The organism is Micromonospora sp. U56 (assembly GCF_018070095.1).
GTDB lineage: Bacteria > Actinomycetota > Actinomycetes > Mycobacteriales > Micromonosporaceae > Micromonospora > Micromonospora purpureochromogenes.
On sequence record NZ_JAGPYL010000155.1, the window covers coordinates 1 to 13,192 of the forward strand.

General features: G+C 75.7%; 16 protein-coding genes. 5 read left to right on the forward strand and 11 right to left on the reverse strand.

Going from position 1 to position 13,192, the window contains the following annotated elements:
* Nucleotides 1-36 precede the first annotated feature (36 nt).
* Nucleotides 37-552: a 2'-5' RNA ligase family protein gene (locus KBX37_RS30680; RefSeq protein ID WP_210779353.1), complete on the reverse strand. Its 516-nt coding sequence runs from the start codon at nt 550-552 to the stop codon at nt 37-39.
* An 81-nt stretch (nt 553-633) separates the two neighbouring features.
* Between KBX37_RS30680 and KBX37_RS30685 the strand changes: the two genes are divergently transcribed.
* On the forward strand, nt 634-1,143 hold the full coding sequence (locus KBX37_RS30685) for a DUF664 domain-containing protein (protein WP_210779354.1): 510 nt from the start codon (nt 634-636) through the stop codon (nt 1,141-1,143).
* A gap of 7 nt (nt 1,144-1,150) precedes the next feature.
* On the opposite strand, the gene KBX37_RS30690 is transcribed toward KBX37_RS30685, so the two are convergent.
* Nucleotides 1,151-2,110 (reverse strand): glycoside hydrolase family 88 protein, encoded by a 960-nt coding sequence (locus KBX37_RS30690; protein WP_210779355.1) that lies wholly within the window; start codon nt 2,108-2,110, stop codon nt 1,151-1,153.
* Nucleotides 2,111-2,275: 165 nt separating this feature from the next.
* On the opposite strand from KBX37_RS30690, the gene KBX37_RS30695 reads away from it, so the two are divergent.
* Both KBX37_RS30695 and KBX37_RS30700 read left to right on the forward strand, forming a co-directional pair.
* Nucleotides 2,276-2,650 carry an SCP2 sterol-binding domain-containing protein gene (locus KBX37_RS30695; RefSeq protein WP_210779356.1) on the forward strand — a complete coding sequence of 125 codons (375 nt, stop codon included), beginning with the start codon at nt 2,276-2,278 and terminating at the stop codon, nt 2,648-2,650.
* Complete coding sequence (locus KBX37_RS30700) at nt 2,647-4,710, forward strand: glycogen debranching N-terminal domain-containing protein (RefSeq protein WP_210779357.1); 2,064 nt, start codon at nt 2,647-2,649, stop codon at nt 4,708-4,710. The genes KBX37_RS30695 and KBX37_RS30700 overlap by 4 nt, the downstream gene beginning before the upstream one ends.
* Nucleotides 4,711-4,758: 48 nt before the next feature.
* Here KBX37_RS30700 and KBX37_RS30705 read toward each other — a convergent pair whose 3' ends face one another.
* From KBX37_RS30705 to KBX37_RS30715, 3 genes are all read right to left on the reverse strand, one after another.
* On the reverse strand, nt 4,759-5,481 hold the full coding sequence (locus KBX37_RS30705; RefSeq protein ID WP_210779358.1) for a Pr6Pr family membrane protein: 723 nt from the start codon (nt 5,479-5,481) through the stop codon (nt 4,759-4,761).
* Nucleotides 5,482-5,540: 59 nt separating this feature from the next.
* The gene (locus KBX37_RS30710; protein WP_210779359.1) at nt 5,541-6,296 is read right to left on the reverse strand and encodes a hypothetical protein; all 756 of its coding nucleotides are present in this window, start codon (nt 6,294-6,296) and stop codon (nt 5,541-5,543) included.
* A 227-nt stretch (nt 6,297-6,523) separates the two neighbouring features.
* Complete coding sequence (locus KBX37_RS30715; protein ID WP_210779360.1) at nt 6,524-7,030, reverse strand: DinB family protein; 507 nt, start codon at nt 7,028-7,030, stop codon at nt 6,524-6,526.
* Between the two features lie 119 nt (nt 7,031-7,149).
* Between KBX37_RS30715 and KBX37_RS30720 the strand changes: the two genes are divergently transcribed.
* Nucleotides 7,150-8,046 (forward strand): DUF72 domain-containing protein, encoded by an 897-nt coding sequence (locus KBX37_RS30720; protein WP_210779361.1) that lies wholly within the window; start codon nt 7,150-7,152, stop codon nt 8,044-8,046.
* A gap of 58 nt (nt 8,047-8,104) precedes the next feature.
* Nucleotides 8,105-8,335, forward strand: a complete 231-nt coding sequence (locus KBX37_RS30725; protein ID WP_210779368.1) for a GTPase activator — start codon at nt 8,105-8,107, stop codon at nt 8,333-8,335.
* Between the two features lie 162 nt (nt 8,336-8,497).
* Here KBX37_RS30725 and KBX37_RS30730 read toward each other — a convergent pair whose 3' ends face one another.
* From KBX37_RS30730 to rfaE2, 6 genes are all read right to left on the reverse strand, one after another.
* On the reverse strand, nt 8,498-8,887 hold the full coding sequence (locus KBX37_RS30730) for a hypothetical protein (RefSeq protein ID WP_210779362.1): 390 nt from the start codon (nt 8,885-8,887) through the stop codon (nt 8,498-8,500).
* A gap of 109 nt (nt 8,888-8,996) precedes the next feature.
* Nucleotides 8,997-9,629: a hypothetical protein gene (locus KBX37_RS30735; protein WP_210779363.1), complete on the reverse strand. Its 633-nt coding sequence runs from the start codon at nt 9,627-9,629 to the stop codon at nt 8,997-8,999.
* A gap of 154 nt (nt 9,630-9,783) precedes the next feature.
* Entirely contained in the window at nt 9,784-10,647 is an 864-nt protein-coding gene (locus KBX37_RS30740; protein WP_210779364.1) for an alpha/beta fold hydrolase, read from the reverse strand.
* Nucleotides 10,648-10,667: 20 nt separating this feature from the next.
* On the reverse strand, nt 10,668-11,609 hold the full coding sequence (locus KBX37_RS30745) for a glycosyltransferase family 9 protein (RefSeq protein WP_210779365.1): 942 nt from the start codon (nt 11,607-11,609) through the stop codon (nt 10,668-10,670).
* On the reverse strand, nt 11,606-12,301 hold the full coding sequence (locus KBX37_RS30750) for an SDR family oxidoreductase (protein WP_374103931.1): 696 nt from the start codon (nt 12,299-12,301) through the stop codon (nt 11,606-11,608). Before KBX37_RS30750 ends, KBX37_RS30745 begins: the two co-directional genes overlap by 4 nt.
* Nucleotides 12,298-13,192, reverse strand: an 895-nt coding sequence (gene rfaE2, locus KBX37_RS30755; protein ID WP_210779366.1) for a D-glycero-beta-D-manno-heptose 1-phosphate adenylyltransferase, incomplete at its 5' end; no start/stop codon positions are given. The genes KBX37_RS30750 and rfaE2, both read right to left, overlap by 4 nt.

A 13,192-nucleotide genomic window follows, 5' to 3' on the forward strand; every position in this document is an offset into this window, starting at 1 on the left:
CAACACGCCTGGGGGCGGAGCCGGGTGGGGCGGTGGTCAGGGGAGGGGGTGGGAGAAGTTGCGCGCGTGGTCGGCGACGGCGGCGGCGATCACCGTCGCCTCCAGCGGCAGCATCTCCAGGCACCGTCGGACGGCGGCGGCCATCAGCACGTTCGGCACCCGCATGGACAGGGTGCAGTGCGGCACCCAGCGCCCTGGGCGGTACTGCTCGGACAGGGTGATCCCGGCCCGGGTCAGCCGCTCGTGCACCAGGGCGTGCTGGGCCAGCAGCTCGACGGTGGGGGTGACGCCGAGCCAGAGCACCCGGCCGACGAACTGGCCGGCGTGGTCGAAGCCCAGCCGCAGTGGCGCGGCGACCACCGTCCCGCGCAGGGCGTCGGCCACCCGCTCCGGGTCGAGGCGGGGCGCCACGGCGAGGGACACGTGCGGCCGGTGCCGCTGCTCCAGCAACGAGCGCATGCTCTGTACGCCCTCGGCCTCCAGCGCGTCCCAGAGCGCCCGGATGCGACGGGTGGCGTCGGTGTCCAGATACAGCTCCAGCGCCGCGACCACGTGATCACCCTAGATGCCGGGTTTACCGGCCCCGGCCGGCGGTACCCGACGGGAGACGGCGGCCCGCGAAGGAGTGCTCCGGTGGACGTGAACGACCTGCTGACCGAGATCTACGACCGGCTGCCCGACCTGGTGCGCGCGGCGGTGGACGGGCTGAGCCCGGCGGAGCTGCGCCAATCGCCGACGCCCGGCGGCAACCCGGTCGGCTGGCTGGTCTGGCACCTGACCCGGATCCAGGACCACCATGTCGCCGACCTGCTCGGCGCGGAACAGGTCTGGACCTCCGGTGACTGGGCCGCCCGGTTCGGCCTGGACCCCGACCCCGACGACACCGGCTACGGCCACACCCCGCAGCGGGTCGCCTCGGTACGCCCGGAGAGGTCCCGCGCCCTGGTCGACTACTACGACGCGGTCGCGGGGCGTACCCGGACGTTCCTGGCCGGGCTGCGGCCGGCGGACCTGGACCGGGTGGTGGACGAGGCGTGGGACCCGCCGGTGACCCTCGGGGTGCGGCTGGTCAGCGTGGCCGACGACGGCCTCCAGCACGCCGGCCAGGCCGGCTACGTCCGGGGCCTGCTCCGCGCCGGTTGAGCCGCCGTCACCCGGCCCGGCGCAGGGCGGCGTACGCGAGCAGGTGGAACGCCTGCGCCTCCGGGGAGGTGCCGGGGCGCGTGAAGTCCGGCGCGCCGCTGACCGGCCGGACCAACCCGTGCCGGTCGACCTGCCGGGTGGCGGCGGCCAACAGGTTCCGCCCGACGTCCCGGTACGCGGCCGGGAGCCAGCCGTCGGCGACCCCGGTCAGCGCCGCGTACGCCAGCATCTGCGCGACGTTGGCCTCCACGAAGCTGCCGGGATCGTCGAGCACGTCGTGGAAGAGTCCGTCCGGCCTGCGGTGGGTCAGGCAGGCGTCGAGCACCGTGCGGGCGTGACCGGCCAGCTCCTCGCGCTGCCCGGTCGGCCAGTCGGGCCGGAGCCGCAGGGCGCGGGCGATGCCGGCGACCACCCAGCCGTTGCCGGTGCCCCAGTGCTGCGGCTGGTCCAGCCGCGCCCGGTCGGCGTCCCAGCGCGCCGCGTAGAGCCCGCTGCGCTCGTCGTACAGTCGGCGACGGTGACCGTCGACCTGGGCCGCCGCCGGTCCGGGATGCCCGCAGAGGGCGAGCAGTGGCACCACCATGTACACCGTGTCCGCCCAGACCTGCCGGTTGCCGAGCAGGTGGAACAGGGTGCCGTCGCCGGCCCGGGGCGCCCGGGTCAGCAGCCAGTCGAGCTGCCGGTCCAGCGCCGCCGCCCAGCGCTCGTCGGGGTGCGCCCGGACGGCGTGCCGCAGCACCTCCCCGCAGGCCGCGCCGTTGACCGCGCCGTCCTCCCCGGACACGTCACCGAGCCGGCCGTCCGGGTGCTGACGGGTCACCGCCGCGTCGGCGAGCAGCACCGCCTGCTGGTCGAGCCCGAGGTCGAGCAGCGCCTGGCCGGTCACCCCCTGCTCCCACGACTGCCGCTGCATGGCCAGCAGCGCCGCGAGCACCCGGCCCACCCGGGGGTCGTCCGGTTCACCCATCGTCGCCTCCCTCCGCTCCTGCTACCCCGGATCCGGCGGGGCACCCGCGGGCCCCAAGCTTCCGAGGGAGGGACCGGACCGCTTCACCCGGTGCGGGTGAGGCTGCCTCACCCCGACGGCTGCGATCGTGCTCACCGGGCTGCGGACCGACGGGGGAGGGGTGCCATGGCGACGTCGTGCGCGGAGTTCCTGGAGCGGCTGACCTCGCGCCGCCGCCCGCAACTGCCCGAGACCCTCGCCGGCACGATCCGGCTCGACCTGCACGACGGGGGCAGCACGGAGCACTGGTACCTCACCGTGCACGACCAGTCCGTCGACGTGACCCGCTCGCCCGACGACGCCGACGTGGTGGTGCGGGCCGACCGGGAGGTCTTCGACCGGATCGTCGACGGCCGGACGGAGGTGGTGCAGTCGCTGATGCGCAACGAGCTGACCGTGCAGGGTGACCTGGCCCTGCTGCTGGCCCTGCGGCGGATCTTCCCGGGCCCGGCCGACGCCCGGCACCCCCGCGACGTCGCCCGAGAGAGCCTGCGCCGGTGAGACAGGAACGGGTCCACGTCATCGCCGGCAACGCCTTCGCGGCCAGCGACGCCCAGGGCGACATGGAGGTCGATCCGCGAGCGCCGGTCGGGCTCTTCTCCTTCGACACGCGGTTCCTGTCCCGCTGGGTGCTCACCGTCGACGGCCAGCGCCTGCACGCCCTGTCCCGGGACGACATGAGCCACTTCGAAACCCAGTTCTTCCTGGTCCCCGGCACGGCCAGCCACTACGTCGACGCGGATGTCTCGATCATCCGGCACCGCTCCATCGACGACAGCTTCAACGAGCGGATCGCGGTGCTCAACCACTCCGCCCGCCCGGCTGAGTTCGTCGTCCGGATGGACATCGACGCCGACTTCGCCGACACCTCGGAAATTCGCAGCCCCCGGCCCCGCCGGACGACCGCGACCGCCTCCTCAGACGAGGGGGTGCTCCGGCTGCGGTACGAGCGGGACCGGTTCTGCCGGGAGGCGGAAGTCTCCACCACCGCCCCGGGCCACGTCGACCGGGGTGGCATCACCTACCGGATCACCGTGCCCCCGAACGGGCAGTGGGTCACCGACCTGCACGTCAACATGATCATCCGCGGTGAAGGTGGCCGGGACGTGCGGGCCAGCCTGGAGAGGCACCGGCAGCTGGTCGACCACGACATGCGTCGTGACCTGCGGGACTGGCTGGACCGGGCACCGCGGCTGGTGGCCGAGCGGGACGTCCTGACGGACGTCTACCAGGGCGCGCTGACCGACCTGGCCGCGCTGCGCTACATGCCGCTGTCCTACCCCACGCCGGTGCCGGTGGGCGGCCTGCCGTGGGCGATGGCGCTCTACGGCCGGGACGCCATGATCACCTGCTTGCAGACGCTGCCGTTCACCCCCGAACTGGCCCCGGCCACCCTGCGGCTGCTGGCTCTGCTCCAGGGCGGGCGACTCGACGACTACCACGACGAGGAGCCCGGCAAGATCCTCGGCGAGCTGCGCTACGGCGAGTCCGCCGGCTTCGGCGAGGAGCCGACCGCGCTCTACTACGGCGCCGCCGACACCACGCCGCTCTTCGTCGTCCTGCTCGACGAGTACGAGCGCTGGTCCGGCGACGCCGCGCTGGTCCGGGAGTTGCAGCACCCGGCGCGGATGGCGCTGGACTGGATCGACGCGTACGGGAACCTGACCGGCGACGGCTACCTGCGCTACCAGCGGCGCTCGCGCGACGGGCTGGTCAACCAGACCTGGAAGAACTCGCCCGACGCGATCGTGCACCTTGACGGCCGCCAGCCCGCCCTGCCGCGGGCGACCTGCGAACTCCAGGGGTACGCGTACGACGCGAAGCTGCGGGGTGCCCGGCTGGCGCGGGAGTTCTGGGGCGACCCGGCGTACGCCCACCGGCTGGAGCGGGAGGCGGCGGCGCTCAAGGAGCGGTTCAACCGGGACTTCTGGCTGCCCCGGCGTGGGCACTACGCGCTGGCGTTGGAACCGGACGGCACCCCGGTGGAGACGCTCACCTCCAACATCGGCCACCTGCTGTGGAGCGGGATCGTCGAGGAGGAGCGGTCCGCGCAGGTCGCGGAGCACCTGCTCCGGCCGGAGATGTTCACCGGGTGGGGCGTGCGGACGCTGGCCGAGGGGCAGTTGCCGTACAACCCGGTGGGGGCGCACGTCGGGGCGGTCTGGCCGTCGGACAACTCGCTGATCGCCGCCGGCCTGCGCCGCTACCACCACGACGACGAGGCGGCCCGGGTCGCGGCCGGCGTCCTCGCGGTCGCGGAACTGCTCGGCGGTCCGGTGCCCGAGGTGATCGCCGGCTACCCACGCGAGATCACCCGGTATCCCGTCCAGTTGCCGATGGCGGGCCGCCCGCAGTCCTGGGCCTCCGGCGCGCTGCTGATGCTGCTGGGCACCATCCTCGGGCTGCGGCCCTGCGGGGACGAACTGCTGGTCACCCCGGCCGTGCCGCAGGGCTTCGGCCGGCTGGAGCTGCTGGACGTTCCCGGGCGCTGGGGCCACGCCGACGCGTACGGCCGGGACCGCTCGGCCCGCGCGGACGGGCGGCGTCCCCGGCTGCGCTGACCGCGACCGCGTCGCGCGTGCCCGCCCTCGACCGTGGCCGCGGCGCGGTCACCGCTGGGCGGCGGGGGTCGCCGTCGCGGCGTCGTCGGGGGCGGGGCCCGGCGCGGGAACGGCGGGCGCCGAGATGTCGGCCGGCGGCGCGGCGACCCGCCGGGACAGTCCGCGGTCGACGCCGACGAAGAGCAGGCCGAGCAGCCAGAACGCGGAGGCGAAGAAGACCGCGCTGACCGACACCCCGGCGTAGCCGAGCTGTCCGGCGTCGATGAACGGGTACGGGTACCGGTGCTCGACGAGCCCGCGCACCAGCGCGAAGCCCAGGTACGCCAGCGGGAAGGCCAGCCACCAGGCGGCGTAGCGCAACCGTAGCCGGCCGCGCTGGTCGAACAGCGCCCAGTCGGCGATCGCGAGCAGTGGCACGACGGTGTGCAGGAACTGGTTGCCCAGCGCCTCGCCGAGCGCGCGGTCCGGCTGGGGCATCGCGAAGGGGCTGGCCGGGTTGGCCAGGACCAGGTGGTAGACCACCCCGGTGATGGTGATGTAGAGGGTGACCGCGCCCTTGAGCGCCGACGGCGGCTCGGGCCGTCCCCGCCAGGCCCGCCAACCCGCGTGGCCGGCGAAGAGTCCGACCGCGATGTTGCTCTGGATGGTGAAGTACGGCAGGAGGCCGGTGACCGTGGCCGGACCGAGCGCGGTGAGCACGATCCCGGCCAGCACGCTGATGACGATCGCCAGGCGGAAGGCCACCGCCACGCGTCGACGCCGCAGACTCATCGGCGCAAGCTACCAGCCCCGCCGCTCACCGGCCGGCGGAGCCGGCCGGCCGGCGATGGTCAGCCGGTCGGGCGGGACGGGACGGTCCGGGCGGGGGCGTCCGGCTTGCTGCCCGCGGTGGAGGGTGCGTCCGAAGGCCGGCCGGTCGACCGTTCGGTGGGCGTCGGGTGGACGGCCGAGGGGGGTGCGGAGGGGGGTGCCGGGGCCCCGGTGTCGCGGACCAGGCGGTCGCAGTAGCCGCGCACCTCGTCCCGGCCACCGGCCCTGGTGACGAGGTCGGCGAAGGCCGGGTTGTCCAGGGCTTGGCCGGGGTTGTCGCCGGCCGCGGCGCGGTAGGAGCGGCACAGCCCGAGGATCGACGCGGCCGGTGCCGGCCCGCTCGGTTCCGGCTTCCCGCTGGTCGGACCGGCGGACCCGCCCGGCCCGGCGGTGGTGGGCGGGGTGGACTGCGGCACGGCGGACGGCGGGGTGGCCGGCGCGTCGCGGTGCAGCGGGCCGGGCAACGTGCCGGTGGCGGCGGCGAAGGCGACGCCGCCGGTGGCGGCCACGGCGAGGCCGGCGAGCGCGACCTTCAGCCCGGCCAGTCGGGCCAGGGAGAATGAGCGGGCGGGCGACGGAGCCGGCAGCGGAGCCCCGGCGCGGGCGCGGCGGAACGCGTGCATCGCGGCGCTCTCCCCGCGCAGCTCGCCCGGGTGCGGCGCGGCACGCACCGCCGTCAGCAGTTGGACGAGCGGCTCCGGGCCGTCGTGCGGGTCGACGACCGGGCCGACGAGCAGCCGCTCGACGGTTTCCTGGTCCATCCGATGTGCGTTCATCTCGTGTCCCTCAGCGCCGGGCACCCCCCCGACGTCACATCTCCGCCCTGAGGGTGGCGCTGATCACGCGGCGACACCCGTCAGGTCAACCGCGACGCGCCGGCACCCCTACGGTGCGTGACAATGAGGGTGTTGCGCTGCCCGATGCGCTGAGGGCGGGCCGGCGAGATCGGCGGGATCCGGGACGACGGCTGCGACCGTGAGCGAGCCCGCCGGCCCGGGGCGGGTCAGCCCATCGTCCTGGCGCCGTCGATCGCCTCGCGGAGGATGTCGGCGTGCCCGGCGTGCTGCGAGGTCTCCGCGATGAGGTGCAGCAGGACCCGGCGTACCGACCAGCTCGCACCCGGCTCGAACCAGGGCGCCACCGGCAGCGCCTGCGCGGCGTCCAGGTCGAGGGTGGCGATCAGTTCGTCGGTGCGGGCGGCGACCTGCGCGTAGTGGTCGAGCAGGCCGGCGAGGGTCTCGCCCTCGACCATCCGGAACCCGTTCGCCCAGTCCAGCGGCTCGCTCTGCATCGCCTCCGCGCCGCCGACCGCGAACCGCATCCAGCGATCCTCGATGACCGCCACGTGCTTGATCAGCCCGCCGAGGCAGAGCTCACTGACCGTGGTGCGCGCCGCGGCCTGCTCGTCGGTCAGCCCGTGCACCGTCTGCCGCAGGAAACCCCGGTGCCGGCCGAGGGTCTGGGTCAGGTCGGCCCGCTCGCCGGTGAGAACCTGCTCCGAAGTGGTCATGGCTGCACCTTCCGTCGATGTCGTCGACGCTCAGGCTAGGCCGGGGCACCGACAGTTCCGCGCCCGCCACGCGCCGCCAGCGGTTGCCGATCCGGCGCTCCGGCGGTCCACTGAACTACATGGGTGACATTTTGGTCGGCACGTCCTCCTGGGCGGACCAGACCCTGCTGCGGTCCGGTTGGTACCCACGCTCGGCGAAGACCCCCGCCGACCGGCTCGGCTTCTACGCCCGCCACTTCGGACTGGTCGAGGTGGACACCTCGTACTACGCGGTCCCGGCACCGGAGACCACCGCCGGCTGGGTCGAGGCGACCCCGCCCGGGTTCACCTTCGACGTCAAGGCGTTCAGCCTCTTCACCGGCCACCCGACTCCGGTGTCGATGCTGCCGAAGGACCTGCGGCCGGCCGGTGGCCCGGCCCGGATCCGCCGCCGCGAGCTGCCCGAGCGGGCGTACGAGGAACTGTGGCGCCGGTTCCGGGCGGCGCTGGAGCCGCTCGCGGCGGACGACCGGCTCGGCGCGGTGCTGTTGCAGTTCCCGCCGTGGCTGACCCGGGGCGAGGCCGCCCGGCGGCGGATCGTGGAGCTGGCGGGGCGCTGCCGGCCCTGCCCGGTGGCGGTGGAGCTGCGGCACGCCTCCTGGTTCGAGGACGCGGCCGCCGCCGAGACGGTGACCTTCCTGCGCGACCACGACCTCGGCATGGTCTGCGTGGACATGCCCCAGGGCCACCCGTCCTCGGTGCCGCCGATCATGGTAGCCACGGCCGAGCCGGCGGTGGTCCGGTTCCACGGCCACAGCGCCCACTGGGAGGGCGGCAGCAAGGAGGACCGGTTCCGGTACGCCTACTCCGACGGGGAGCTGCGCCGCTGGGCGGAGCTGCTGACCGACCTGGCGGAGAGCGCCGGCGAGCTGCACGTGCTGTTCAACAACTGCTGCGAGGGACAGGCCCAGCGCGACGCCGCCCGGCTGGCCGAGCTGCTCGGCGTGACCCCCGCGCCGGAGCGCGCCGGGGTGTGAGGCGGTTTGTCGTCCTGGGGCCCGGGTACCGCGCCGGCAACGACAGAAAGGTGCCGCGATGACGCAGGAACAACAGCCGGGCGACGGCCATAATTCGGCCTCCGCGCCGCTAGGCGGCGCTCCGGACCGAATGAGGGCCGTACCGGACGACGCCGAGGCCCGCCGGGTCCGCGAGGCGGAGGAGGCGCACGGCGGCAGCATGGCGCCGGGGCTGGTGGACGAGACCGGCCGGCCCGTCGCCGAGCCGCCGCCGCCACCGGCCGCCGAGGAGGACGGCACCGGCTCCTGAGGCGGGTGATGGACCGCTGGGCCGGTCCGGGGACGGACGCCGGCGGGACCGGCCACGGTCGCCGTGGCCGGTCCCGTCCGCGTACCCGGCGGTGACCGGGCCGAGGTGCGCTCGGGTCGTGCCGGGGACGCCTGTCCCGGACACGGCCCGTCACCCCCCACGTCAGTCCCGGGTGATCCCCTCCGGGTGCATGCCGGTGGCCTCCTCCAGCGCGTTGTCCGGCAGGTCCCCGCCGGCCGTGTCGTCGGGGAAGGTGCGTGCCGACGGCGCCGGGTCGGGTGGAGCGCCCGGCCCCGCCTCCGTCATCCGGGTCGGCTCCACCGGACCGAAGCCGTGCCGGCCCTTCCGCCCGGACGGCCCGCTCGGCGCGCCGGCGCGGCGCTCACCCCGCCGGCCCTCCGGCACGGCGGTCTCCTCGCTGCCCTCGTCCATCGGGTCGTGCTTGCCCGCGCCCCAGGGCGGGTCCGCGTCGAAGCCGTCCGTGGTGCCCCAGGGGGCGGCGGACTCCGGCCCCCGCCCCGCGCCCCGCCTCGGTCCCTCGTTCGCCGTCATGGCCACCTCGCAGCTCGTCTTCCCGACCGGCCGTTTTGTCGCGCCCGTCCCGACCGGTACGCCGGCCGCCGTCGCCGACGGCCACCGGCGCACCGGTCGGGTACGGCGTTCAGCCGGCCATCGCCATCCGGCGCTGACGGGTGGCCGTGCCCATCGCCGCGAGCTTCCCGATCGACGTCGGCGCGCTCATGATCCCGCCGGCGCGTCCCAGCATCCCGCGGAACACCTGGCCGGGCTTCTGCTGCTCGCCCATGTACGACGTGACCACGACCAGCGCCCCGGTCAGCGCCGGCACGGCCCACTGGAGCAGCTTCATCTGCCGTTGGCAGGAGGCCACGTCGGACGGGGTCTGGTAGTTGGGCTCGGTGGTCCCCTGGACCGGCGGGTTGCCGGCCTTCTCCAACCGCATCCCGAGCAACCGGCTGTATCCGGTCACCGCGAGCGCGCCGATGGTCAGCGCCGTCTTGACCGCGCTGATCTTCCCCACGCCCCGCTGGCTGAACACCCGCGGGCTCTCCGTGGCCAGTTCGCCGACCGCACCGGCCAGGTGGGCGCCGATCGCCGCCGCGTTGACCGGCGTCCAGCGGGACCACCCCGCCGAGGCGACCGGGAGTCGCTGAGTCGAGTCGCTGATCCGCGCCGCCGCCCCGTTGACGCCGAGCGCTCCCATCAGGGAGCCACCGAACCAGGCTGCCAGGCCCAGATCGTGCATCGAGCGCAGTGCGGTGTGCCGTTCGGACATCTGATCCCCCTCCACCGTATTCGGGCGCAGCGGCATACCCGCCCGACGCGCGGCTACGCACCCGATCTCATCGGCGGTCGGGACGTCCCCGCACGCGCGGTTCGTCCCAGGGTTGCCGGCGGGAATGCGGCGGTGGGGCGGGCCGGACGGCCGCTCAGCGGCGCGGCAGGCCCGCCGCGAAGGCCGCCACCCGGGCGGCCAGCGGTCGCCCGGCGCGGACCCAGGTGAAGTGGTCCAGCGGGGCGCCGGCCTCGGCGGTGGTGTAGCGGTCCCGGGTGACCGGCGCGGCGGTCAGCTTGGCGCAGAGGTGGTCCAGGGTGCCGTGCGGGGTGTACTGGTCGTCGTCGACGCTCACCGCCAGCACCGGCGTGCCGATCCGGCCCACCGCCGCCTCGGCGTCCACCCCGTCCAGCACCGGGAAACGCCCGGTCCGGGCGGTGTGCGCCCAGTCCCGGATCACCCCGCGCGCCTGCCGCCCGCCGAAGCCCCAGCCCGGCCAGACGCCGAGCGTCGCCGCGGTCGCCGCGATGCCCTGGGTGTACGGCAGCACCCCGTACCGCCGGGCGCCGGGGTAGCTGCGCCAGTACGGCACGCCGACGGCGAGCAGGGCGAGCCCGTCGACCGCGTCCGCGCCGTGCAGGGCGAGGTGCAGCAGGGCCGCCTGCCCGCCGAGGGAGTGCCCGAGCAGCAGCCGGGTACGCCCGTCCAGCCGGGGCTTGAGCGCGTCGAGCACCGCGCCGACGTCACCGGCCAGCTCGGCGTAGCCGTACCGGCAGGCGCGGCTCGGTGCGGGGGTGCTGGCGCCGGTGCCGCGCAGGTCGGCCACGACCACGGCCAGGCCGGCGTCGCGCAGCGCGGCCGCGAACGGGCGGTAGTAGCGGGCCCGGACGCCCATCGCCGGCCAGAGCACCACCACCGGCGCGCCGGCCGGCCCGTCCGGTTCGGGGTAGACCTGCACCCCGATGCGCGCGCCGTCGACGTCGACGAACTCCTGGCTGTACTCGATGTCCCCGCTCACCGCCCCAGCCTAAGCGGAAGCTACCGGCGGGTAGCAAGGGGTGTGCCCCGCTCCACCCGCTCCACGGCGGCCAGCACCGCCGGCACGTCCAGCGCGGCCAGTGCCGGGTGCACGGCGGCGGCGTCGACCGGTTGCCGCTGCCCCACCCAGAGCGCCTGGTGCCAGGGCCGGTCCGGTGGGGGACCCCACTGCGCGGGCGGCACCGGGCCGAAGAGCAGCACCGACGGGGTGGCGTAGGCGGTGGCCAGGTGACCGATGCCGGTGTCGCCGCTGACCACCAGGCGGGCGTGGGCGACCAGCGTGGCCAGCTCCCCGAGGCCGGTCTCCCCGGCCAGCACCGCGCCGGCCGGCAGCCCGGCCAGGGCGCGCACCTGCTCGGCGATGCTCCGCTCGCCGGCGGTCCCGGTGACCACCACCCGGTGTCCCCGTTCGGTGAGCGCCCGGGCCACCTGGGCGAACCGCGCCGGCGGCCAGCGCCGCTGCGCCGCCTTCGCTCCCGGGTGGACGATGCTCACCCCGGTCGGCGTCCGTCCCGGTTCCGGGCGGCGCAGGGCGAGGTCGGTGCGGTCGGCGGGGATGCCGTACCAGGCCAGCATCCGGCACCAGCGGTCGATCTCGTGCTCCTCGGCCCGCCAGTCCGGGCCGTCGCGGTGGCCGGCCTCGGCGTTGGCGAAGGCCAGCAGCCGGCCCGGCCGGACCCCGGCCAGCATCCGGTGCGACTGCGGGCCGCGACCGTGCAGGTTGACCGCCAGCTCCGGCGGCGGGCCGGGCCACGCCAGGTGGCCCAGCCCGTCCGCCTCGACCAGCCGGTCGACCCCGCCGACCAGGTCGACCAGCGGGGCCAGCCAGCGCGGCGCGACCAGCGCCAGCTCCTCGTCCGGGTACGCGGCCCGCAGCGCGCGCAGCGCCGGCACCCCGGTCGCGAGGTCGCCGACGCCGAGCGCCCGTAACACCAGGATCACGGGTACGACGACTCCTGTTCGGCGCAGACCACCAGCTCGCGTACGGCGCAGCCGGGCGGCTGGGAGAGGGCGAACATGACCGCGGCGGCGGTGTCGGCAGGGTCGTTGAGGATCGCGTCCGGACCCGGCTTGTACCGGTCGTTCCGGTCGTCGAAGAAGGCCGTCCGCATGCCACCGGGGATCAGCAGGGTCACCCCGACCCGGCCGGCCAGCTCGGCGGCGAGCGCCCGGGTGAAGCCGACCACCCCGAACTTCGCCGCGCAGTACGCGGTGGCGTCGCTGACCGCCTTGATCCCGAGCGTCGAGGCGACCGTCACCACCGTGCCGTGCGCGCGCTCCAGGTGCGGCAGGGCCGCCCGGACGACGGCGGCGGTGCCGAGCAGGTTGATGCCGACGATCCGGTCCCAGGTCGCGCCGTCGATGTCGGCGAGCTTGCCGGGTACGTCCATCCCGGCGGCGGTGACCAGACCGGTCAGCCCGCCGGCCTGCTCGGCGGCGCGCCGGGTGGCATCCTCGGCGGCGCGGGTGTTGCCCAGGTCGCACTCGACCCACGGCACCCCGTCGGCCGGCGGCTGCCGGTCCAGCACGTACGGCCGCCCGCCGGCCTTCGTCACGGCGGTCACCACCGCCGCGCCGAGGCCGCTCGACCCGCCGGTGACCAGCACCGCCGATCCGTTCAGATCCCTGCTCATCTCGCTCCCTTGACCAGTCGGGCGCCGCGCGAGCGCGCGGCGCTGATCGTCGCGGTGGTGGAACGGCCCGCCAGGTAGGGCACGGTCACCACCCGGCCGCCCCAGCCGCGTACCAGCTCGGCCTCGGGCAGTTCGGGGGCGCCGTCGCCGGCGTAGTCGCCGCCCTTGACCCAGACGTCGGGGCGCAGCCGGGCCAGCGCGGTGGCCGGGGTGGGCTCGTCGAAGACCACGACGGCGTCGACGCAGTCCAGCGCGGCCAGCAGCCGGGCCCGGTCGGCCTCCGGGTTGACCGGGCGGTCCGGACCCTTGAGGGCGCGGACGCTGCGGTCGGAGTTGAGGCAGACCACCAGGCAGTCGCCCAGCCGGCGGGCCGCCTGGAGGGTGGCGACGTGCCCGGCGTGCAGGATGTCGAAGCAGCCGCCGGTGGCCACCACGGTGCCGCCGTCGGCGCGTACCCGGGCCACCAGTTCCTCGGCGGCGGACGCCGGGCGACGCGACCCGGCCGGTTCGGGCTCCCGGCGGGCCAGCCCGGCCGCCCCGCCGGCGGCGACGTACGCGGACGCGGCGGCGACCGCCTCCTGCACCGCCTCCGAGGTGACCGCCCCGGCGGCCAGCGCGGTGGCGGCGGTGGCGGCGAAGCGGTCCCCGGCGCCGCAGGTGTCCTCGGCCCGTTCCACGTCGGACGGTGGCGGCACCACCAGCGGGGTGCTGCCGGAGTGGCAGAGCACCGCGCCGTCGGCGCCCATCGTCACCGCCACCGCGCCGACCCGCCAGCGCCGGCGCAGCGCGTGCCCGGCGCGGGTGGCGGTGGCCCGCGGCGCCCCCGCGCCGGCGTCGCCCGTGAGCTGTCGCAGCTCGGCGGGGGTGGGGGTGGCCAGCCGGGCGCCCGGC